The organism is Acidocella sp. (assembly GCF_028687955.1).
Classification (GTDB): domain Bacteria; phylum Pseudomonadota; class Alphaproteobacteria; order Acetobacterales; family Acetobacteraceae; genus Acidocella.
Genome location: NZ_JAQTZC010000036.1, coordinates 1 through 21,446 on the forward strand (window position 1 = coordinate 1; position 21,446 = coordinate 21,446).

General features: G+C 65.7%; 23 protein-coding genes. 12 read left to right on the forward strand and 11 right to left on the reverse strand.

The window, feature by feature from the left end; translation table 11 throughout:
- Window positions 1-41: 41 nt before the first annotated feature.
- Window positions 42-722: a GNAT family N-acetyltransferase gene (locus tag PHE40_RS06400; protein WP_299959656.1), complete on the reverse strand. Its 681-nt coding sequence runs from the start codon at window positions 720-722 to the stop codon at window positions 42-44.
- Window positions 715-2,178, reverse strand: coding sequence for a D-glycero-beta-D-manno-heptose-7-phosphate kinase (gene rfaE1, locus PHE40_RS06405; RefSeq protein ID WP_299959660.1), 1,464 nt, complete (start codon window positions 2,176-2,178; stop codon window positions 715-717). The genes PHE40_RS06400 and rfaE1 overlap by 8 nt, the downstream gene beginning before the upstream one ends.
- Before the next feature lie 66 nt (window positions 2,179-2,244).
- Here rfaE1 and PHE40_RS06410 point away from each other — a divergent pair, with 66 nt between their 5' ends.
- The 10 genes from PHE40_RS06410 (at window position 2,245) to PHE40_RS06455 (ending at window position 11,485) form a co-directional block, all read left to right on the forward strand.
- Window positions 2,245-3,192, forward strand: a complete 948-nt coding sequence (locus PHE40_RS06410; protein ID WP_299959662.1) for an Hsp33 family molecular chaperone HslO — start codon at window positions 2,245-2,247, stop codon at window positions 3,190-3,192.
- Window positions 3,189-3,923: a hypothetical protein gene (locus PHE40_RS06415; RefSeq protein ID WP_299959664.1), complete on the forward strand. Its 735-nt coding sequence runs from the start codon at window positions 3,189-3,191 to the stop codon at window positions 3,921-3,923. Before PHE40_RS06410 ends, PHE40_RS06415 begins: the two co-directional genes overlap by 4 nt.
- A 104-nt stretch (window positions 3,924-4,027) precedes the next feature.
- On the forward strand, window positions 4,028-4,297 hold the full coding sequence (gene rpsT / locus PHE40_RS06420) for a 30S ribosomal protein S20 (protein ID WP_291423998.1): 270 nt from the start codon (window positions 4,028-4,030) through the stop codon (window positions 4,295-4,297).
- A gap of 415 nt (window positions 4,298-4,712) precedes the next feature.
- Entirely contained in the window at window positions 4,713-6,128 is a 1,416-nt protein-coding gene (dnaA, locus tag PHE40_RS06425; RefSeq protein ID WP_299959667.1) for a chromosomal replication initiator protein DnaA, read from the forward strand.
- Between the two features lie 140 nt (window positions 6,129-6,268).
- Window positions 6,269-7,393 (forward strand): DNA polymerase III subunit beta, encoded by a 1,125-nt coding sequence (gene dnaN, locus PHE40_RS06430; RefSeq protein WP_299959669.1) that lies wholly within the window; start codon window positions 6,269-6,271, stop codon window positions 7,391-7,393.
- On the forward strand, window positions 7,393-8,508 hold the full coding sequence (recF, locus tag PHE40_RS06435) for a DNA replication/repair protein RecF (RefSeq protein ID WP_299959716.1): 1,116 nt from the start codon (window positions 7,393-7,395) through the stop codon (window positions 8,506-8,508). The genes dnaN and recF overlap by 1 nt, the downstream gene beginning before the upstream one ends.
- Window positions 8,505-9,317, forward strand: a complete 813-nt coding sequence (locus PHE40_RS06440) for a TIGR00282 family metallophosphoesterase (RefSeq protein WP_299959672.1) — start codon at window positions 8,505-8,507, stop codon at window positions 9,315-9,317. Before recF ends, PHE40_RS06440 begins: the two co-directional genes overlap by 4 nt.
- A complete protein-coding gene (locus PHE40_RS06445) occupies window positions 9,317-9,838 on the forward strand; it encodes an SRPBCC domain-containing protein (RefSeq protein ID WP_299959676.1) in 522 nt (173 codons plus the stop codon). Before PHE40_RS06440 ends, PHE40_RS06445 begins: the two co-directional genes overlap by 1 nt.
- A 73-nt stretch (window positions 9,839-9,911) precedes the next feature.
- Complete coding sequence (locus tag PHE40_RS06450; protein WP_299959678.1) at window positions 9,912-10,340, forward strand: flagellar biosynthesis repressor FlbT; 429 nt, start codon at window positions 9,912-9,914, stop codon at window positions 10,338-10,340.
- A 92-nt stretch (window positions 10,341-10,432) separates the two neighbouring features.
- On the forward strand, window positions 10,433-11,485 hold the full coding sequence (locus tag PHE40_RS06455) for an acyltransferase (RefSeq protein ID WP_299959680.1): 1,053 nt from the start codon (window positions 10,433-10,435) through the stop codon (window positions 11,483-11,485).
- Between the two features lie 23 nt (window positions 11,486-11,508).
- Here the strand turns inward: PHE40_RS06455 and PHE40_RS06460 are convergent, their stop codons facing one another.
- From PHE40_RS06460 to PHE40_RS06485, 6 genes are all read right to left on the reverse strand, one after another.
- Complete coding sequence (locus tag PHE40_RS06460; RefSeq protein ID WP_299959683.1) at window positions 11,509-12,411, reverse strand: class I SAM-dependent methyltransferase; 903 nt, start codon at window positions 12,409-12,411, stop codon at window positions 11,509-11,511.
- Between the two features lie 25 nt (window positions 12,412-12,436).
- Window positions 12,437-13,306: a DMT family transporter gene (locus tag PHE40_RS06465; RefSeq protein ID WP_299959686.1), complete on the reverse strand. Its 870-nt coding sequence runs from the start codon at window positions 13,304-13,306 to the stop codon at window positions 12,437-12,439.
- A gap of 60 nt (window positions 13,307-13,366) precedes the next feature.
- Window positions 13,367-14,572, reverse strand: a complete 1,206-nt coding sequence (locus PHE40_RS06470) for a phosphoglycerate kinase (RefSeq protein WP_299959689.1) — start codon at window positions 14,570-14,572, stop codon at window positions 13,367-13,369.
- A complete protein-coding gene (gap, locus tag PHE40_RS06475; protein ID WP_299959692.1) occupies window positions 14,569-15,597 on the reverse strand; it encodes a type I glyceraldehyde-3-phosphate dehydrogenase in 1,029 nt (342 codons plus the stop codon). Before gap ends, PHE40_RS06470 begins: the two co-directional genes overlap by 4 nt.
- A 3-nt stretch (window positions 15,598-15,600) precedes the next feature.
- A complete protein-coding gene (gene tkt / locus PHE40_RS06480) occupies window positions 15,601-17,637 on the reverse strand; it encodes a transketolase (protein WP_299959695.1) in 2,037 nt (678 codons plus the stop codon).
- Window positions 17,638-17,722: 85 nt separating this feature from the next.
- Window positions 17,723-18,145: a group II truncated hemoglobin gene (locus PHE40_RS06485; protein ID WP_299959698.1), complete on the reverse strand. Its 423-nt coding sequence runs from the start codon at window positions 18,143-18,145 to the stop codon at window positions 17,723-17,725.
- Between the two features lie 138 nt (window positions 18,146-18,283).
- On the opposite strand from PHE40_RS06485, the gene PHE40_RS06490 reads away from it, so the two are divergent.
- A complete protein-coding gene (locus PHE40_RS06490; RefSeq protein ID WP_299959700.1) occupies window positions 18,284-18,523 on the forward strand; it encodes a DUF2188 domain-containing protein in 240 nt (79 codons plus the stop codon).
- Here the strand turns inward: PHE40_RS06490 and PHE40_RS06495 are convergent, their stop codons facing one another.
- The 3 genes from PHE40_RS06495 to PHE40_RS06505 are packed head-to-tail and all read right to left on the reverse strand — an operon-like array spanning window position 18,524 to window position 20,990.
- Window positions 18,524-19,387 carry a phosphatidylcholine/phosphatidylserine synthase gene (locus PHE40_RS06495; protein ID WP_299959703.1) on the reverse strand — a complete coding sequence of 288 codons (864 nt, stop codon included), beginning with the start codon at window positions 19,385-19,387 and terminating at the stop codon, window positions 18,524-18,526.
- On the reverse strand, window positions 19,384-20,058 hold the full coding sequence (locus PHE40_RS06500) for a phosphatidylserine decarboxylase (protein WP_299959706.1): 675 nt from the start codon (window positions 20,056-20,058) through the stop codon (window positions 19,384-19,386). Before PHE40_RS06500 ends, PHE40_RS06495 begins: the two co-directional genes overlap by 4 nt.
- Window positions 20,058-20,990 (reverse strand): LysM peptidoglycan-binding domain-containing protein, encoded by a 933-nt coding sequence (locus PHE40_RS06505; RefSeq protein ID WP_299959709.1) that lies wholly within the window; start codon window positions 20,988-20,990, stop codon window positions 20,058-20,060. Before PHE40_RS06505 ends, PHE40_RS06500 begins: the two co-directional genes overlap by 1 nt.
- 94 nt (window positions 20,991-21,084) lie before the next feature.
- On the opposite strand from PHE40_RS06505, the gene PHE40_RS06510 reads away from it, so the two are divergent.
- Window positions 21,085-21,446 (forward strand): TIGR00730 family Rossman fold protein (locus PHE40_RS06510; RefSeq protein WP_299959713.1); only part of this gene is annotated, 362 nt, incomplete at its 3' end.

Consider the following 21,446-nt stretch of genomic DNA (forward strand, 5'->3'; position numbering starts at 1 on the left):
AAAGTAAAGGTGGAGCGTGGTTGACGCAAGGCAATCGCGCTTTAGCCGCGCAGCGCGGCCAGTCCCTGCTTGGCGGTGCCGTCCGGGGCGAAATTCTCCGCCGCTAGCCAGGCCGTCAGCGCATCGCGGCGGCTGGGCCATTCCGGCGCGGTGATGCTGAACATCGCCGTGTCGCGCTGGCGGCCCTTCACCACTTTATGCGCGCGCAGCAGGCCCTCGGGCGTGAAACCCAGCCGTTGCGCGGCGCTTACCGAGGCCGCGTTATGCGCGTTGCATTTCCACACCAGCCGCCGGTAGCCCAGCTCGTCGGCGGCACGGCGCAGCAGCAGAAACATCGCCTCGGTGGCCGCGCGGGTGCGGGCGAGGCGGGGTGAGAACCAGATGTTGCCCAGCTCGATGGCGGCATGCGCGGGTTCCATATCCATCAGCGCGAGCCAGCCCGAGGCCATGCCCGTCGCCACCGGGCGCACCGCCCAGAACATCGGGTCGTGCAGCGCGGCGTTGGCGGCGATCCATTTGCCAAGCTCGTCTTGCGAGGCGAACGGGCCATAGCTCATGTAGGTGAAGCTTGCCTCCGCGCCGCGCATCGCCTCGAACAGCTCAGCCGTGTGGCGCCGGTGCAGCGGCTCCAGTGCTACATAAACCCCCGCCATTGGCGTGCGCGCGGGCAGGGGGCGCGGCCAGGCGTCCACCTGCGGCCCCAGCGGCAAATCCCTAGCCACGCAGGCGCGCCAGCGTGGCCGTGGTGGAATGTCCCGGCAGCAGCTCGGCCAGCGCCACCGCGCCGCCCCAGCTTTCCACCAGCTCCGCGCCCACCACCGTCTCGCGCGTGTAGTCCGAGCCTTTTATCAGCAGATCCGGCTTGATCAGCTTGATCACCTCGATCGGCGTATCCTCCTCGAAGAGACAGACCAGATCGACGCTCGCCAGCGACGCCAGCACCGCCGCGCGCGCCGCCTCGCCCTGCGCCGGGCGGGTGGGGCCTTTCAGCCGCTTCACCGAGGCGTCGGCGTTGATGCCGACGATCAGCCGGTCGCACATCGCCCGGCATTGCTCCAGCAGATGCACATGGCCGGGATGCAGCAGGTCGAAACATCCGTTGGTGAATCCCACCCTGTAGCCGCGCGTGCGCCAGCGCTCGGCGGCTTCGGCGGCGGCGGCGGCGGTCACCACCTTGGTCAGCGCGCCGGTGGCGGGGGCGATGGCGGCCAGAATATCCGCCGGATGCGTCACCGCGGTGCCCACTTTGCCGACGACGATCCCCCCCGCGATATTGGCCAGCCTTGCGGCCCCGGGCAGCGGTACATTGGCGGCCAGCGCGGCGGCGAGCGCCGCCACCACGGTGTCGCCCGCGCCCGATACGTCGAACACCTCTTTTGCCTCGCCGGGGAAATGGTGAACCTCGCCTTGCATCACCAGGCTCATGCCGTCCTCGGAGCGGGTGACAAGCACGGCGCCGAAATCATGCGCGGCCATCAGCTTGCGTGCCGCGGCGACGATCCCGGCCTCGCTATCCACCGGCATACCGGTGGCTTCGGCCAGCTCGCGCCGGTTTGGGGTGATCACATCCGCCCCCGCATATAGCGCGTAATCGCGCCCTTTCGGATCCACGATCACCTTGCGGCCGAGCTTCTTGGCCCCCGCGATCAACTGCCCCGCCACCTCGGGGCTCAGCACGCCCTTGCGGTAGTCGGAGAGGATGGTGACGGTGGTGGCCGCCATCGCGTCGAGCGCAATGCGCACCAGCCGCTCGGCCAGCCGCGGCGGCAGCGCCACAGTCTCCTCGCGGTCGGCGCGGATCAGGTGCTGCCCCTGGGCGATGTAGCGAGTCTTCAACGTTGTCGTGCGCCCGCCCTGCACCAGCAGCCAAGGTTCCACGCGCTCCTGCCCGCCGATCAGCCCGGTCAGGTCCGAGCCCGCCGCATCGTCGCCCACCACGGAGACAAACGCCGCCGAGGCATTCAGCGCGATGAGGTTGCGCACCACATTGCCAGCCCCGCCCGGCATCGCCACCTCGCGCGTCACGGTGAGGATCGGCACCGGCGCCTCGGGGCTGATGCGCGTGACCTCGCCGTAAACATAACGGTCCAGCATGGCGTCGCCCACCACCAGCACGCTGGCGCGGGAGAAGCGTTTCACATAGGCGCCCAGATCGCCGGCCGGCTCGGAATGACTCATGACAAACCGCTAACCCGGACTCGGGGTGTATGGCAACGCCGTTAAAACGTAGTTATCCTCCGGCTGATGACAGATCTTCCGGCTTTTCTCGATTCCACCCGCCCCGATGTCCCCGACCTGGCCGTGCCGCGCGGTGTCACCCCGTTCTATCTGCCCGGTCAGCCGGTGCGCGGGCGGCTGGTGCGCCTTGGCCCGCTGGCCAACACGCTGCTCACCCGCCACGAGCATCCGGCCCCGGTGCGCAAGCTGATGGGCGAGGCCCTGGCCCTGGCCGCGGCCCTGGCCAGCGCGCTCAAATTCACCGGCTCCTTCAGCGTGCAGGCGCGCGGCGATGGCCCCGTCTCGCTGCTGATCGCCGATTGCACCGAGGCCGGCGCCCTGCGCGGCTACGCCCGGCTGGACAAATCCGCCACCCTGCCTCCCGAGGCCGCTGCCGGTAAGCTGCTGGGTGCCGGCTACCTCGCCTTCACGGTGGACCAAGGGCTGGACCGTGACCCGCAGCAGGGCATCGTCTCGCTGGAGGGGGAGTCCCTGGCGCGCATGGCCGAACATTATTTCGAGATGTCCGAGCAATTCCCCTGCAAGGTCCATCTCGCCGCCGGCGAGACGCCCGCCGGCTGGCGCGCCTCGGCCCTGGTGGTCGAGCGCGTCGCCGTGGGCGGCACCCCCGCGCCCGGTGATTCCGGCGAGGCGCAGGCGGAGGCCTGGCGCACCGCCGTCATCCTGGCCGATACCATAACGCCCGAGGAACTGCTGGACGACACCCTGCCCCCCGAGCGCCTGCTCTACCGGCTGTTCCATGGCGAGGGCGTGGCCGCCGAGCGCCCCCGGCCGCTGCGCTTTGGCTGCCGCTGTTCGCGCGCCAAGCTAGGCGGCATATTGGAGGGTTTCCCCGCCGATGATCTCGACCACATGGCGGTTGATGGCGATATCGTCATGACCTGCGAATTCTGCAATTATGACTTTCATTTTCCGCGTGAGTCCGTCACCGGCAAGCCTGGAGCCCCCGTATGAAACACTGGCCGTTTTCCACCCTCGCGGTTCTCGCTTTGGCGGCGTGCAGCTCGCCTGCGCCGCTGCAAACCTTTGCGCCGCTGGACTATTCCTATCTGCCGCCGCTGGTCCTCAAGGTCGCCAGCCTGAATGTGGTGAATAATTACGTGCCATCGCCCAGCGAAGCCACGTGGATCGGCGAGGATCTCGTCTCGCCCATTACCACGCTGCAGAACATGCTCAACCGGCGCATTGTCGCCTCCGGCGCGCCCGGCACGGCAACCATCGCCATCCAGACCGCTTCCATAGACCAGGTGAACGGCAACCTGACCGGCACGATGACCGTCGATGTCCGCGTCGCCAGCCCGGACGGCCGCTCCACCGGCTATGCCGAGGCCACGGTCTCCGCCAGCCAGACCGCGCCGGACTCCGGTGCCTCGCAGAACGACACGCAGTCCGCGCTCTATGGTCTCACGAAACGGCTGATGAATGATATGAACGTGCAATTGCAGTATCAGCTCCAGCATAACCTCGGCAGCTGGCTTTCCTGGTCCAGCACGCCGGGGGCAGCGCCGCTGGCGGCGGGGGCTGCGGGCGCCATCCAGGCCACGCCGCTTCCGCCCGCGGCCCCGCTCACCGGCGCGGCCCCGCTGGTTCCGCAGCCGGCCAACCCGGTCAATACCAATTCCGCGGTTCCCAATTATCTGCCCGGGGCCGGTCCCGCGGCGCTTGGCCAGGCAGCCCCGCAATGAGCCCGGCGCCGCCCTGGCTCGCACCCGCTCCGCTTACTTGACGCCGCGGCCGCCCCGGTCTAGACCGCGCCCTTCGTTAAACACACCTTTTTCCTTCGGACATCATGGCCAATATCGCATCCGCCCAAAAACGCATTCGCCAAACCGCTACCCGCACCGCGCGCAACAAGGCGCGCAAATCGCGCGTGCATGGCGCCATCCGCAAGGTTGAAGAAGCCGTCGCCGCGGGCAACAAGGAGGTGGCGCTGGCCGCCTTCCGCGCCGCTCAGCCTGAGCTGCAGCGCGCCGCCGGTAAAGGCGTGTTGAAGGCCAACACGGTCTCACGCAAAATCTCGCGTCTCTCCGCGCAGGTGAAGGCGGTTTCCGCCGCCTGAGGAGACATTAGGATGGTGGAAATCACCATTCTATTTTTAAGATATTCCGGTGCCGGTGTAACCTCATGTTAAATGAGCTTGACACCGGCATTATTTTTATGCTTGGCGGTTACGTTGCTATTTCAAAACGTAAGCGCATGCTTAAGAATCTTGGAAATTAAAATATCCTTGTTTTTACAGCTAAATTCTGTAGTTTCAGGGGTTTGTCCGGTGCAACGGACGAATCGAACGCTTGCGCATGTCCCCTCTTTTGACCTAAGTTCCAGCGCTTACAAACGCACTATCGCCTGTCTTAATTCTGGGAATAAAAAGTCGGAATCAGGTTCTTTGCAACCTGGAGATGATTTGGGAGGCGGCGTTAACGGCGTTCACTAGGTTGGAGCTAGAATTGGGAATGAGCCTGGAGGTCGGTTCCATGCGTGATGGCGACGTCGTGCTGAAATCTTCGCCACCGCGTCAGGGCGAAGCCGGTCTCACCGAACAGTGGGGCCGCGTGCGTGCGCGTCTGCAGGCAGAGGTTGGCGAGGTTGAGTACCGCACCTGGCTTAAGCAGGTGGCGCTGGCCGGTGTTGATGGCGATGAGGTCACGCTGGTCCTGCCCACGCGGTTTCTGCGCGACTGGGTGAAAAAAGAATACGGCGAGCTGGTCGCCAGCCTCTGGCAGGCTGAAAACCCGGCCATCCGCAGCGTGGACATCCGCTCCCAGCCTGGCCGCGCCAGCGCCCCCAATCTGGCGGAGCCGGTGCCGGTTGAAGCCGTGGCCCGCGCCCCCGCGCCCGTGGTGCCGCGCGCCGATGTTGCCGCCCCGCTCGACCAGCGCTTCACTTTTGACACCTTTGTCGTCGGCAAGCCAAATGAATTCGCCTATGCCTGCGCGCGCCGCGTCGCGGAATCTCCGGCCACGGCCGGGTTTAACCCGCTGTTCCTCTATGGCGGCGTCGGCCTGGGCAAAACGCATCTGATGCACGCCATCGCCTGGGAGCTTTCCACCCGGCACAAGGGCGGCGGCCAGGTCTCCGTCGCCTATATGTCGGCGGAAAAATTCATGTACCGCTTCATCAATGCGCTACGTTCGCAATCCACGCTCGAATTCAAGAACGAGCTGCGCGGCGTCGATGTTCTGATGATCGACGACCTGCAATTCCTTATCGGCAAGGACAACACGCAGGAAGAATTCTTCCATACCTTTAATGCCCTGGTTGACGCCGGCAAGCAGATCGTCGTCTCCGCCGACAAATCCCCCTCCGATCTTTCCGGCCTCGACGACCGCCTGCGCACCCGCCTCGGCTGCGGCATGGTGGCCGATCTTCATGCCACCACCTTCGAACTTCGCATCTCCATCCTGGAGGCCAAGGCCGAGCGCGCGGGTGTGGATGTTCCCGGCAAGGTGCTGGAGTTCCTCGCGCGCAAAATCACCTCCAACGTGCGTGAGCTGGAAGGCGCGCTCAACCGCCTCGTCGCCCACGCCAACCTGTTCAACCGCCAGATCACGCTGGAAGCCGCGCATGAAGTGCTGCACGATGTGCTGAAGGCGCATGACCGCAAGGTGTCCATTCAGGAAATCCAGAAAAAGGTCGCGGATCATTACAATATCCGCATTGCCGAGATGTCCTCCGCGCGGCGTGCCCGCAACATCGCCCGTCCGCGCCAGGTGGCGATGTATCTGGCCAAGCAGCTCACCAGCAAATCCCTGCCCGACATCGGCCGCCATTTCGGCGACCGCGACCACACCACGGTGATGCACGCCGTCTCGCGCGTCACCGAGTTGATCGGCCAGGACGCGGCCTTTGGCGAGGATGTGGAATTGCTGCGCCGGATGCTCGAAAACTAGGGCAGGGCGCCCACGCCAAAGGCGCATCGCGCCGCCAAAATCCGGTGCCTTCCCTATCCCCACAACCCTTGCTACGGTAAACCGCGAATCGGTCTCGATAACGGGGCAAAAGAATCCGGTTCACCGTCTGGAAGGGTGTCATGAAGTTCAAGGCCGACCGCGCAACGCTGATCAAGTCTCTGGCCCATGTGCAGAACGTGGTCGAAAAGCGGAACACGATTCCCATTCTCGCCAACGTGCTGCTGGCCGTGCGGGACGGCAAGCTGACCATCGCGGCGACCGATCTGGAAATCTCCCTGGTCGAGGAAGTCGCAGCCCAAACCATGCGCAACGGCGCCATCACCGTGCCCGCCGCTACTTTGTATGAAATCGTGCGCCGCCAGCCGGACAATGCCGAGATCGAGCTGGACCACCCCGGCGGCGATGCCCAGCTCGCCCTGCGCGCCGGCCGTTACGCCACCAGCCTTGTGGCGCTCAGCGTCGATGAATTCCCCAAGCTCGACGCCGGCAAGCTCACCCACCATTTCGTGCTCTCCGCGCAGGAGCTGCGCGGACTGATCGACCGCACCAAATTCGCCATCTCCACCGAGGAAACCCGCTACTACCTCAACGGCATCTTCCTGCACGCCGCCGAGGGCGATACCGGCGCCGTGCTGCGCACCGTGGCGACTGACGGCCACCGCCTCGCCCGTGTCGAGGAACCGCTGCCGCAAGGGGCGGCGGGCATGCCCGGCGTCATCATTCCGCGCAAAACCGTTACCGAGTTGCGCAAGCTGCTGGACGAAGCCTCCGGCGAAGTCGAGGTCGCCCTCTCCGAGACGCGCATCCAGTTCACCATCGGCAACATGCGCCTCACCAGCAAACTCATTGACGGCACCTTCCCCGATTATGACCGCGTGATCCCCCGCGGGAACGATAAAGTGCTGCGCATCGACAAAAAAGATTTCAACGATGCTGTTGGCCGCGTCTCCGCCATCAGCTCCGAGAAACACCGCCCGGTGAAGCTCTCTCTCGCGAAAGACCTGCTGGTCATCTCCGCCGCCAGCGCCGAGCAGGGCAGCGCCTCGGAGGAGCTGGGCCCCGAGCTGGTGGACTATCAGTCCGGCCCGCTGGAAATCGGCTTCCAGGCCCGCTACCTCTCCGATGTCACCGAGCAGATCAAAGGCAAGGTCGAATTCATCTTCGCTGACGGCGCGGCCCCCACCCTGGTGCGTGACCAGGACGACGCCTCGGCGGTCTACGTTCTCATGCCGATGCGGGTTTAATCACGACGCATCTTACCCGCCTCACGCTTACTGATTTCCGCTCCTACCCCGCGCTGCGCTTCACCCCCGCGGCGCGGATTTGCGTTTTCACGGGGCCGAACGGCGCCGGCAAAACCAATCTGCTGGAGGCCGCCTCGCTGCTGGTTCCCGGCCGTGGGCTGCGTGGCGCCAAATTCTCCGAACTCGCCCGCCGCGGGCCAGACGCCTCCGCAACCTGGGCCGTGGCAGCACAGCTCTCCGGCCCTGGCGGCCTGTTTGAAATCGGCACCGGCACGGTGGAGGGCGCGCCCGAGCGCCGCATCTTCATACTCGATGGCGCCAAGCCCCGCTCGCAATCTGAAATCGCCGAACGCCTGGCCGCCGTCTGGCTCACCCCGCAGATGGACCGCCTCTTCACCGATTCCACCTCCGGCCGCCGCAAATTTCTTGACCGTCTGGTCATCGCGCTGGAACCCCATCACGCGCGTGAGATCGCCGCCTTCGAAGCCGCCGCCGCCCAGCGCAACCGCTTGCTGGCTGAAAACCCTGACCCGCTCTGGTTGGACGGGCTTGAAGATTCCTGCGCCCGCCATGCCGTCGCCGCCACCGCCGCCCGCGCCGCCCTCATCGCCCAACTCAACGCCACCTTGTCCAGCGGCGCCGCCGCGCCGTTTCCGCTGGTGTGGCTCGGCCTCAGCTGCGCCATCGCCGAGAAATTGCGCGCCGCCCCGGCGGTCGAGGTCGAGGACGCGCTGCGCGCCGCCTATAAATCCGCCCGCGCGCAGGATACTGCCCAGCGCGGCGCCTCGCTCGGCCCGCAAAAGGCCGATCTGCTCATCACCGATGCCGCGACGGCCCGCCCCGCCGCGCTCTCCTCCACCGGGCAGCAAAAATCCATGCTCATCGGCATCGTGCTGGGCCACGCTGCCCTCATCGCCGCCACGCGCGGCACCGCGCCGCTGCTCCTGCTCGATGAACCCCTGGTCCATCTCGATGCCGCTCACCGCGCCGCCTTGTTCGCGGCGCTCGTAAGCCTCAACGTGGCCGCCTGGGTCACGGGGACTGACATCGAGCCCTTCGCCGGCCTGCAAGCCGCCTGTTATCGCGTCCACGAAGGCGTTATAGCCCCCTTATGAAACTTCTTTTCCTTGGTGACCTCCTGGGCCGCGCCGGGCGTGACGCCGCCATCAAAGCCATCCCCGAACTGCGCGCCAGTCTGAAACTCGATTTCGTGGCGGTGAACGCCGAGAACGCCAGCCATGGCTTTGGCCTCGGGCCGGACATGGCCGACGCCCTTTTCAAGGCCGGGGCCGATGTCATCACCCTGGGCAACCACGCGTGGGACCGCCGCGAGATCATCCCCTATATCGCACAGGAAAAACGCCTGATCCGCCCGCTCAACTACCCGCCCGGCACGCCCGGCCAGGGCTCAGCCCTCGTCACCCTGGCCGATGGCCGCAAGGTGCTGGTCGCCCAGGCGATGGGGCGGCTGTTCATGGACCCTCTCAACTGCCCCTTCATGACCATGGACGAGCTGCTCACCCGCCACCGCCTCGGCAACGGCCTGCACGCCATCATCCTGGATATTCACGCCGAAGCCTCTTCCGAGAAAATGGCCTTTGGCCATGCCTTCGATGGCCGGGTCTCCGCCGTGGTCGGCACCCACACCCATATCCCCACCGCCGACCACCAGATTTTTCCGCGCGGCACCGCGTATTGCTCGGATCTGGGCATGTGCGGCGACTATGATTCGGTTATCGGCATGAGCAAAGATGCTGCCATAGCCCGTTTTATCCGCAAAATGCCAGGCGAGCGATTGACCCCGGCGGAAGGTCCCGCCACCGTATGCGGTGCCTTCATCGAAACCGGTGAAGACGGCCTTGCAACCCGAATCGAGCCGGTGCGCCTGGGCGGCCGGCTGCGTCCCACTCTGCCGGAGGTTTAATGCGCCGCGGTTTTCCCCTGCTTTGTCTCTTGCTCTGCCTCAGTGCCTGCGGCCCGGCGGACTTGCGCCAGAGCCGTCTCGCCGCGCAAGGGAAAACGGACACCTCAGCCCCGCTCCAGACCACCCAGCAGATCAGCATCAACGCGCCTGCGGATAAAATCTGGGCGCTGCTGGCCAATCCGCAAGCCTGGCCCAGCTGGAACTCCATCACTCCGCAGACCAGCGCGCCAAGCATCCTGCAACCCGGCAGCCTGTTCTCCTACAACGCCGATGGCATGAGCATCCACGCCGCGGTGCGTGAATTCATCCCCTCGCAGGCCCTGGCCTGGACTGGCGATGTCCTCAACTTCCACGCCATCCAAACCTGGACGCTCACCCCCCAGCCCGGCGGCGTCACCTTGGTCAGCACCAGCGAGTCGGTCAGCGGCTTCCTGATCGGCTTGTTCTTCTCGCAAGCCAGGCTGGAGAGCGACGACCGCACCTGGCTGAAAAACCTGAAGGCGGCGGCCGAGCTGCCCTGAGCGCGCCACTGGTCAGCTTCCGTTAACGCCGGCATGCGAAAAGGGGCTTCCCGCGAACCCCTCGAAGGCTACCATGGCGGCACTGATCCTGGAACTCAAACAAGGTGAATCGCTGCTGCTCCGTGGCGCGGTCATCCGCTTCAAAACCCGCACGCGGATGGAACTCAGCACGCAGGAACGTTTTTTGTTCGGCAAGCAGGTCATGGTGGGCGCCGAGGCGGTAAGCCCGGTCCAGAAACTCTACTACGCCCTGCAGCAAGCCTATATCGGGCCGGATGGCGCCAGCCAGCATGCCATGGCCGAAGTCCGCGCCCTCATCGCCGGGCAGATTCCGGACGCTCCGCCAGCCATTCATGAGGCTTTGGCCGCCCTGCTCGTCAGCATTGAGGACGGCCCCGGGCTGGAAGCCCTGAAATACGCCCGCCAGATCATCCGCCTGGAGGCGCTGCGTGCCGAGAGCGCGATCCAGCCGGTTCAGCGCGGCGGCGTCAAAAACTCCTGAATCCAGCGGCTTGCCGGGGCTTGCGGAACAAGATACGCCGGGCAGGCGGCGATTGGAGACCCTTCCGCGGCCAAAGGAGTTTTGTACACCACGTGACCGACCAGCCCTCCCCACCCCGGCTCGGCGCGCTGGAGCTGGGCCGCTTCATTGCCGCCGTGTTCGTCGTGGCCACACATTTGCCCGCCCTGGCTCCCGCGCTGCATGTGCTCGCCCTCGGCCCGCTTGCCGTGCAATATTTCTTTGTGCTCAGCGGCTTTGTCATGGTTACCGCGCATCATGGCGACCCTAAAACCTGGGCCCGCCCGTTAAACTTCTGGTGGCGCCGTGCCTGCCGCATCTACCCGCTGTACTGGCTCATCCTGCTCCCCGTGTTGTTCGCGGGCTGGCGCACACTCCCGCCCGGCGCGCTCTGGCACCTGGTCTCCCTCAACCCCGCCACCTACCCTGACATCATCCCCGCAGCCTGGACCCTGCGTTACGAGCTGGCCTTCTACCTCATATTCGGCCTCTGCCTTGCGCCTGTCATCGGCCGCTATGTGCTGGGTTTCTGGGTGTTCTCGGTCCTCTGGCTCTATCTGCCCCCGGCCATCCGCTGGTGCACCTGGCTGCGCGGCTGGCACTGGATGAAGGGTGGGCTCGTGGTCAAATACCTGGCCACGCTCAACGTCTACCTTTTGCAGAGCTCGAATCATTTTGTCAGCCCCTGGGAATGTCTGTTCTTCGCGGGGCTTGCCGCCGGCTGGCTGTTCGTCACCCTGCGCCCGCCGCTCTGGGCGGGCATGGCCGCGCTGCTGCTCGGCGCCGCGCTCTGCCTGCACAGCCTGGCGCTCTCCAAATGGGGCACTGACTATCCCAACGAGCTACAGATACCCCTGGCCGCCCTTGGCTACGCGCTGTTGCTCTACGGCCTCGTGGTGCTGGAGGCCCGCCAGCTTTTCCGCTGCGGCCGTTGGGCGCTGCGGCTGGGGGCGATGTCCTACCCGCTCTACATCGTGCATATGCCGCTGATCCTGCCGCTGGGCTGGATGCTGCCGGGCCATCCAGCCATCACCCTCGGCGTCATCACCCTCGCGGCCTTCGCCCTCACGTTCTACGTTGACCGCCCGTTGCAGCGTCTGCTGCGCGGCCTGCGCCTGTTTGGCTGAGCGCGTCCCGGCGGCTTTCTGCCTCAGCCCTGGTTCTCTGGCTTTATTGCGCTCAGAAACACCATCCGGCTAGCCGTGCTCAGCCGCCCGGCCTCCACCTCGGGCCGCAGCGCCGCCTCCAGCGTGGCGCGCTCCTGCGGGGTGAAGCGTGTCGCCAGTATCTCCTCCAGCCCCGGCGCCCAGGGGTGCGGCGTGGCGGCGCAGAACGCCGCCCAATTGGTTGTCTCATTCGGCCGCACATCCATGTGCAACTCCAGATGCAGCCGGATAAATCCCGCTTGTTGCGCCAAGCGCAGCAGGTCGCGTTCGCTGTAGCTGGCCAGCGGGCTGGCCGCCATCGCCGCCTCGGTATCGGGGAACTGCGCCGCCTTCCACTTGTGCAGCAGCGGCAGCAGGGCGTCGCGCGCCCCGCCGCGTTCCAGCAGCACGCGCATGGCGCAAGCCGCTTGCGCCTCATCGCGAAACACCGGTTCCGCCAGCGAGATACGCCCCCCAGGCTTGAGCACGCGCAACATTTCAGCCATCGCCGCGGGTTTGTCGGCCACATAGGCCAGCGCCGAGCGGCTTGTCACCGCGTCCAGGCTGTCGCTCTCTATGCCCTCCAGCCGCTCCGCCCCGCATTGCACAAACCGGCACTGCGCCGCCACGCCCAGCGCCGCCGCCCGCCCGCGCGCATGGTCCAGCAGCGGCGCGGAAATATCGGTCACGGTCACCCGCAACCCCGGCCCGGCGCGCTCAATCGCCCGCCACGCCACAACACCCTCGCCGCTGCCGATGTCCGCCATCACCATGCCGGGCACCAGAGCGGCACTATCCAGCACGCGCTCCACATAGCCATCCACGGCGGCCCGCACCCGTGCCGCCTGCGCCGCATCGCCGCCATGGCGGCGGTTCAGCAGCCAGGCGGACCATTCATCACTCAGCACGCATTCCGCATGGGCCTGCCCCCGATCATTTTCTCTGGCTGAGAAACACCGAGAGCATAATGAGCCCGCCACCTGAAAATTCCGTTAATGTCAGCGGTTCGCCCAGCACAATCGTTCCCCCCGCCGCGCTCACCACCGGCAGCAGGTATAAAAACCATGCCGACTGTTCCGCCCCCAGCCCGGCGCTCCCCGCGTTCCAGGCCACAATCGCGATCACCGAGGTTCCCACGCTCAGCCCGGCCAGGATTTCCCATTGCACCCGGCTCATTTGCAGCATCATGCCCGGCATTCCTGGCAGCCCCGCGGCCAGCAGCGGCAGCGTCCCCGCGATCACGGTGATCGCGGTCATCGCCAGCGCGCCGCGGCGTTGCAGCAGCGGCGCGGCAATAACGCAATAAGCCGCCCAGCAGAGCGCGCCCAGCAGCAGCAGGGCAATTCCCCGCGCATCTCCCACCGCCGGCCCTGCGCTCAACGCCAGCAGCCCGATGCCGCACATCCCCACCGCGCCGGCCAGCAGCGTCCACCGCGCGGGCAGCTTGCGCTGCTGCAACGCCAGCAGCAGCACGATCAGCAGCGGCTCCACGCCGTTCAGCAATCCCGCCATCCCGGCTGAAACCGTGCGGCTGCCGATCACGTTCGGCAAATTATACCCCATCACGCCGACCAGCCCGCAAAATGCGCCCAGAACCAGCTCCGAACGCGGCCAGCGCCGCAGCTCCCCCCACAGCACTGGGATGAAGAACAGCGAGGCGATCAGATAGCGCAGCGCGATGAAGGGCAGGGGCGGCAGGGCCGCATGCGAATCGCCCACCAGATAGCGCGTGCCAACCGGCGCGCAGCCCCAGAGCAACGCCGCGAGCAGCGTCAGCCCCGCTGCTTTCAGCTTCGGGCTCATACCAAAAAAAGCCCAGGGGATTGCCCCCTGGGCTTCATCGCGTCAACTGGGTTCAAGCATTCACCCGAGGTTGGAGAGGTCTTTGCTCAGCGCTTCCACGCCGGGCAGAATCTTGCCCTCCATCCATTCCAGGAACGCCCCGCCGGCGCTGGAGAGATAGCTCAGCCGGTCTTCCACCCCGGCCAGCTTCAGCGCGGATACAGTATCCCCCCCGCCGCCGACCGAGACGATCTTGCCCTCTTGCGTCGCCCGGGCGATGGCATCGGCCAGCACGTTGGTCGAGGCGTCAAACGGCTTGGTCTCGAACGCGCCCAGCGGCCCGTTCCAGATGATGGTTTTGATCTGCGGCAGCCGCTTAATGAACGCCGCCACCGTGGCCGGGCCAACGTCCAGCGCCATCATGTTGGGCGGCACCGCGTCCACGCCCACCACCTGGGTTGGCGCATTCGCGGCAAAGGTCTCCGCCACCACCAAATCATGCGGCAGCACAATCTCGCAGCCCTTGCGGTGCGCCTCTTCCAATATCTCCAGCGCCGTGTTGTGCAGGTCTTTCTCCTGGAGAGACTTGCCGACATCATGCCCCTGCGCCGCCAGGAAGGTATTCGCCATGGCGCCGCCGATCACCAGAATATCCACCTTGCCGACCAGATTGTTCAGCAGTTCGAGCTTGGTGGAAACCTTGGACCCCGCGACAATCGCCGCCACCGGCCGCGCCGGATGCCCCAGCGCGCTCTCCAGCGCGTGCAGCTCCGCCTGCATCAGCCGCCCTGCGAAGGAGGGCAGGTGCCGCGTGATGCCCTCGGTGCTCGCATGCGCGCGGTGCGCCGCGGAGAACGCATCGTTGACATAAAGATCAGCCAGCCTGGCGAGTTCGGCCGCGAATTGCGGGTTGTTCTCCTCCTCGCCGGCGTGGAAGCGGGTGTTCTCCAGCACCAGCACATCGCCGTCATGCAGCGCGTCCACCGCCGCCAGCGCCACCGGGCCTATGCAGTCGGCGGCAAACGCCACCGGCCGGCCCAGCACCTTGCTAAGCGCCACGGCGATCGGCCGCAGCGACATGGCTTCAACAACCTTGCCCTTCGGCCGGTCGAAATGGCTGAGCACGATCACCTTCGCCCCCTTGGCGGAGAGTTCGCTGATCGTCGGCGCCAGCCGCTCCAGCCGCGTCAGGTCGGAGATCACCCCGCCCTGCATCGGCACATTCAGGTCGGCGCGGAGCAGCACGCGCTGCCCCGCGACGTTCACATGGTCCAGATTCCGGCTCACAGCGCGCCGAAATAGGCTGCGGTGTCGGACATGCGGTTCGAGAAGCCCCACTCATTGTCATACCAGGAGAGCACCCGCGCCAGGGCGCCATCCACCACCGTGGTTTGCGGCGCATCGAAGGTGCTGGAGGCCGGGACATGGTTGAAGTCCTGGCTCACCAGCTTGGCGGTGGAGTAGCCCAGAATCCCCTTCAGCTCACCCTCGGACGCGGCCTTCATCGCGGCGTTGATCTGCTCGGCGGTGGCATGCGTCTTCAAATTCACATCCAGCGAAATCAGCGACACGTTGGGCGTCGGCACGCGGATGGCGGTGCCGTCCAGTCTGCCCTTCAGCTCCGGCAGCACCAGGCCGACAGCCTTGGCGGCCCCCGTGGAGGTCGGGATCATCGAGAGGGCGGCTGCGCGCGCGCGGTGCAGGTCCTTGTGCAGTGTGTCGACGGTTTTCTGGTCGCCGGTATAGGAATGGATGGTCACCATATACCCGCGCTCGATGCCGAAATTCTCATGCAGCACCTTCGCCACCGGGGCGAGGCAGTTGGTGGTGCAGGAAGCGTTGGAGATCACCTCCATCTCCTTGGTCAGGGTCTTGTGGTTCACGCCGAACACGATGGTCGCATCCACGCCATCTGCCGGGGCGGAGACCACAACCTTGCGCGCACCGGCGGCGAGCAGCGCCGCGGCGGCCTCGCGCTTGGTGAACAGCCCGGTGCACTCCATCGCCACATCCACGCCCTGCAACGGCACTTTCGCCGGGTCGCGCTCGGCCGAAACCTTAATCGGCGCATAGGTGCGGCCGTTATGCGTGATGACCAGGCTGTCGCCCTGCACCTCAACCGTGCCGGGGAAACGGCCATGCACCGAGTCATAGCGGAACATATGCGCATTGTCCTCGACCGAGCCGAGATCGTTGATCAGCACGGGCACCACATCGGTGCGCCCGCTCTCGATCATCGCGCGCAGCACCAGACGGCCGATCCGGCCAAACCCATTAATCGCGATTTTCACAGCGCCATCTTTTACAGCCACGTCTCAGTTTCCTTCTTTTTTAACGGCGGCCACAATCGCCGCCTCGGTGATTCCAAAATGTTCATACAAAATTTCCGCCGGGGCGGACGCGCCAAAGCCGGTCATGCCGATGAACACGCCATCGGCTCCCAGCCAGCGCTCCCAGCCAAAGCCGCAGGCCGCCTCCACGCCGATGCGCCGCGCGTTGCCCAGAACCTCGGCCTGATACCCGGCGTCCTGCTGTGCGAACAGCTCGAAGCTGGGCGCGGAAACCACGGCAACCTGAATGCCCTCCGCCGCGAGTTTTGCCCGCGCCTCCATCGCCAGCGCCACTTCCGTGCCGGTCGCGATGATCGTCGCCGCCCGCTTGCCCTCCGCTTCGGCCAGCACATAGGCGCCGCGGGCGGATTTGCAGCCGTTGGCAACCAGGCGCAACGCCGGCACCGCCTGGCGCGAGAGCACCAGCAGGCTCGGCCCGGTGGTGTTGCGAATCGCGATCTCCCAGGCTTCCGCGGTCTCCACCGCATCGGCCGGGCGCAGCACCAGCACGTTGGGCATGGCGCGGAAGCTGGCCAGATGCTCGATCGGCTGATGCGTCGGCCCATCCTCGCCCAGGCCGATGGAATCATGCGTCAGCACATGAATGGCGCGCACGCGCATCAACGCCGCCAGCCGGATCGCCGGGCGCATATAATCGGAGAATACAAAGAACGTCCCGCCATACGGGATCAACCCGCCATGCAGCGCCAGGCCGTTCATCGCCGCCGCCATGCCGAACTCGCGCACGCCATAATAAATATAGCGTGCCGCGAAATTATCCGCGCTGGCCCCCGCCATGCCCTTCACCAGGGTCAGGTTGGAGCCGGTGAGGTCGGCCGAGCCGCCAACCAGCTCCGCCACCGCCGGCACCAGAACCTCCAGCGCCTTCTGGCTCGCTTGCCGCGTCGCCAGCTTCGGCCGGGTTTCCGTGAGCGATGCCTTGTAGGCGGACATCGCCTCCACCCAGCCCTCGGGCAGCTTGCCCGCCATCACGCGCTCAAACTCGGCCCGCTGCGGATGCTTGGCCAGCCGCTTCAGCCAAGCGCGGCGCGTACCCGCCCCCCGGCTGCCGGCCTCATGCCAGTCCTTGTAAACCTCAGCGGGCACATGGAAGGGCAGGTGCGGCCAGCCCAGCGCCAGCTTCGCCGCCTGCGCCTCGGCGCCGCCCAGCGCCGCGCCATGGCTCCCGGCCGTTCCCGCCTTGGCCGGCGCGCCAAACCCGATGATCGTCTTGCACGCGATCATCACCGGCCTAGTCGATCTCTGCGCCCAGGCGAGCGCCGCCTGCAACGCCTCGAAGTCATGCCCGTCCACCCGCTTGGTCGCCCAGCCGTAATTGGCGAAGCGCTTTAGCGGATCTTCCGAGACGCTCATCTCCGTGCCGCCGTCGATGGAAATGCGGTTGTCATCCCACAGCACCACGAGCTTGTTGAGCTTCAGATGCCCGGCCAGCGCGCCCGCCTCGTGGCTGACGCCTTCCATCAGGCAGCCATCCCCCGCGATCACATAGGTCCGGTGGTTCACTAGGCTCTTGCCGAACTTCGCCGCCAGCAGCCGCTCAGCCATCGCCATGCCCACGGCTGTCGCCAGCCCCTGGCCCAGCGGCCCGGTGGTCATCTCAATGGCCGGATGTTCATGATATTCCGGATGCCCCGCCGCCACCGAATGCAGCTGGCGGAAGGTCTTCAGCTGTTCAATCCCCATGCCCTCATAGCCGGAGAGATGCAGCAGCGCGTACAATAGCATGGAGCCATGCCCCGCCGAGAGTACGAAGCGGTCACGGTCCCACCAGCTCGCATCGGCGGCGTCATATTTCAAAAATTGCTTCCACAACACGGTGGATGCGTCAGCCATGCCCATCGGCATGCCCGGATGGCCGCATTTGGCGGTCTCCACACTATCGATGGTCAGTGCGCGGATCGCGTTCGCCATCACCCGCTCCGCCGTCAGCGGTTGGCTGAGAATCTCCGCCTGACGCGCCAGCGCGGCTTCGTTGCCTGAAATGTCCCCGATGCTTGCCATGTCTCGCTATTCCGTTCTGGTTGCGCCGTGCATAATGCGCACGACCGCAACCGGCAACCCGGAACGCTCAAATCACGGCGTTCTTTTACCCCCGCACCATCCCCGCCGCGAGCCTGGTGAGAATCTGGTCCATCTGCGCGGCGAACCCCGGCTCAACCTTGGCCACGACCAGCGCCGCGCGCATCGCATCGCTCCACTGTTTTGCGGTTTTTTCGGTAATGGGCATTTTGGAGTGGCGCGTCATCACGCAAAACCCGCCCTGGGCGGTGAACCATTCGCGCGAGCCACCCATCCAGCCGGTAAAAAATCCGGTCAGCGCCTCGCGCATCGGGGCCATATCCGGCGCGTGCATGGCCCGCAGCTCGGCATATTGCGGGTCGCTTTCCAGCAGGTCGTAGAACGCATCCACCACCCGGCGGATCGGCTCCACGCCGCCGATCATATCAAAGGGCGTACTCGGCCGGTTTTGCGCGGGGGATTCGGTGCGGCTGGTTTCTGTCTCGGTCATGGTCTACCTTTGGTTCGGAGTTTAATGGCCTCTCAAAGCAAACTTCCGGCCGCCATGCCTTGATCTATCTCATGGCCCGTTCCCATATCCAGGGTAGAATGAAGCCGTTTCGCCACCGCTTGTCTGGAGGAACCATCGATGAACCTGATCCATTATAAAATCGTCCAGCACGATGGCGGCTGGGCCTATAAACTGGGGGATGTTTTCTCCGAGCCCTACCGCACGCGCGCCGCGGCGATGGCGGCTGCTCGCCGTGTCGCCGCCGAGCAACGTGTCCCGGGCGAGACCCGCTATATCCAGTACCAGAGCGAGGATGGCGTCTGGCATACCGAGCTGGCCAGCAGCACTGACCGTCCGCAGGCGGATGTCATCGGCTAATTACGCCGCCTCCCCTGTCTCGGGGTCCCCTGTCGTGGGGTCCCCCGTCCCGGGCGCGTGTTCCGCCTCGGCCCGCCGCGTCTCCGCCTGCGCCGCCAGGCTCCGGTAGCTGCGCACGCTGAACGGCAGCATCACGATATACGCGAGCCCGAGCAGCGCGCCCGCCGCATACGGATCCGCGAAAAGGATCGCCGCGAACACCACGACGCCGAGCAGCAGCGGCAGCACGTTCGCGGTCGGTATCTTGAAGTTCTTGAAGCTCCACACCGGCAGGGTGGACACGCAAAGCAGCGCCACGCTCACCAGCACGGCGCCGGTAAACAGCGGATACGCAATCGCGTCGTGCAGCCAGCCCATGTGCAGCTTTTCCGCCTCCAGCCCGATGAACAGCGGAAACAGCGCCAGCCCCGCTCCCGCAGGTGCGGGCACCCCGGTGAAGAAATTATACGCGAAGGCCGCCTTGGGCGTACTGTCCAGCGCCGCGTTAAAGCGCGCCAACCGCAGCGCCATCGCGGAGGTGTACATCAGCGGCGGCAAAAACCCCATCGCCCCCCACGCCTGCAACGACCATAAATAAATCACCAGCCCCGGTGCGATGCCAAAGCATAGAAAATCCGCAAGGCTGTCGAACTCCGCGCCAAAGCGCGAGGTCGCCTTCAGCAGCCTGGCCAGCCGCCCGTCCAGCCCGTCAATCACGCCCGAGACCGCAATGGCGATCACCGCGTTGCCGAAATTCCCGTCCAGCGCCAGCCGGATGGAGGATAGCCCGATGCACAGCCCCAGCAGCGTCATCAGGTTGGGCAGCATGCGGTTGAAACTGAGCCCCGAAAACCGCTTGCGGCGAGGCAACCGGCGCAGACTCATGCGCCGGTCAGCTCCGCGATGACCGTCTCGCCGCCCACCATGCGCTGCCCCACCGCAACCCGCGGCTCGCAGCCCTCGGGCAGATACAAATCAGTCCGGCTGCCAAAGCGGATAATGCCGAAGCGCTCGCCCGCGCCCAGGCTCTGCCCCTCGCGCACATCGCACAAAATCCGCCGCGCGATCAGCCCGGCGATTTGCACCACCACCACCTCCTGGCCGCCCGGCAGGTCCAGGATCAGCGAGTTGCGCTCATTCTCGTCCGAGGCCTTCTCATCCGCCGCGCCAAAAAACTTGCCAGGATGATACGCGATCTTGCGCACCACCCCGCCAATCGGCGCGCGGTTCACATGCACATCCAGCACCGAGAGGAAAATCGCGACCCGCGTGCGCGGCTCATGGCTTAAGCCCAGCTCCGCCGGTGGCGCGGCGCGCTCTATGCTCACCACCAGCCCATCGGCCGGCGCCACGAACGCATTCGCGCGCGGCGGCAGCACCCGCTCCGGGTCACGGAAAAAATACAGGCAGAACACGGTGAACAACAGGCCCACCCAGGTTAGCGGGTGCCAGAGCAGCAGCCCGAGCACCGCCCCGGCGATTCCGCCCAGGATGAATGGATAGCTAGCCTTGTGCGGCGGCGCCAGGACCGATTTGATGCTCTCGATAATATCCATCACGGGACCTTTTGCGGTTGCGGCAGGGTGAATTTCTGCCCAGGGTAAATCAGGTTCGGGTTCTCTATCTGGTTGGCGTTGGCCGCATAAATCACAGTGTACATGATACCATGGCCATACACATGCTGCGAGATCGTCCACAGGTTATCCCCCGGCACGATCACGACATTCCCAGCCGCGACCGCCTCGGGCAAGGTCTGCAACGTAAAGGGCACTTCCACCGGCGGCAAGATTTTTCCATCCGCCCCGGTCGCCAGCAGGGTGATGGTGCCGCTGGCCGCGGGCGTGCGCGCGATGAAGTGCCACCGCCCATCCGTCCCCGCCACCGCCTGGCCTATCTGCTTGCCGCCCAGGCTCACGCTCACTTTTGCCCCCGGCGGCGCGGTGCCGCCAAACAACGCATGGCCGTTGGCGTCATAATCCACGGTGCCCATGCCAAGCGTCCCCGCGAGCGGCCCCTGGCCGGACATCACAACACTGCCGTTCGGGCCGGAAACCACGGCCAGCGCATGGCCCTTGCCGCCCACCGGCACGTTGATCGCGGCAACCTCCTGCCCCGGCACAACCGTCCCATCAGCCAGCGTCTCGCTCAGGGTAATCTCCTGCGCCCCCGGCGGCAGCGGCGTGCCTGGCACCAGCACGAAAGCCCCTTGCGCATCCGCGGTTGCCGTGCCGATAACTTTATCGCCGCTTTTTATCGTCACAACGGCGCCCGGCACCGCGCGTCCGGCCATCACCGCATTGCCCTGCGCGGTCACGCGCACCACGTCGAAGGCCGGGGGCACCACGGTCACGGCGGGCGGCGGCGGCGGCGCGGGCGGTGTGGGCTGCAACTGTGGTTTGGAGCTCAAAAACAACAATCCGCTGATCGCCAGCCCCGCCAACAGCGCGAGTGCGGCGATCCCAGCATATTTCCGCGTCATCTCAGCCATACCCAACCTCTGTCCTTCGCGCGCCGCATGCTTGCTAACTGGCAAATAGCCTGCCACGAACCGGTCTATACATGAAGCGAGGTAAAACAGCACCATGGGCAGCTACGCCGTCACCGTCTTTTGCGGATCATCTCCAGGCGCCGATCCCGCCTATGTCCAGGCCGCCACCGCGTTAGGGCAGGGGCTGGCCGGCCAGGGCATGAAGCTGGTATTCGGCGGTGGCAATGTCGGGCTCATGGGCACCACGGCCCGCGCCGCACTCGGTGCCGGCGGTCACGTCACCGGCATCATCCCTGATTTTTTGCGCAGCCGCGAGGAGGAGTTGCACGGCCTCTCCGAGCTTTTCGTGACCGACTCCATGCACACCCGCAAACGCCGCATGTTCGCCCTGGCCAACGCCTTCGTGGTGATGCCCGGCGGTTTGGGAACTTTTGATGAAACCATCGAAATCCTGAC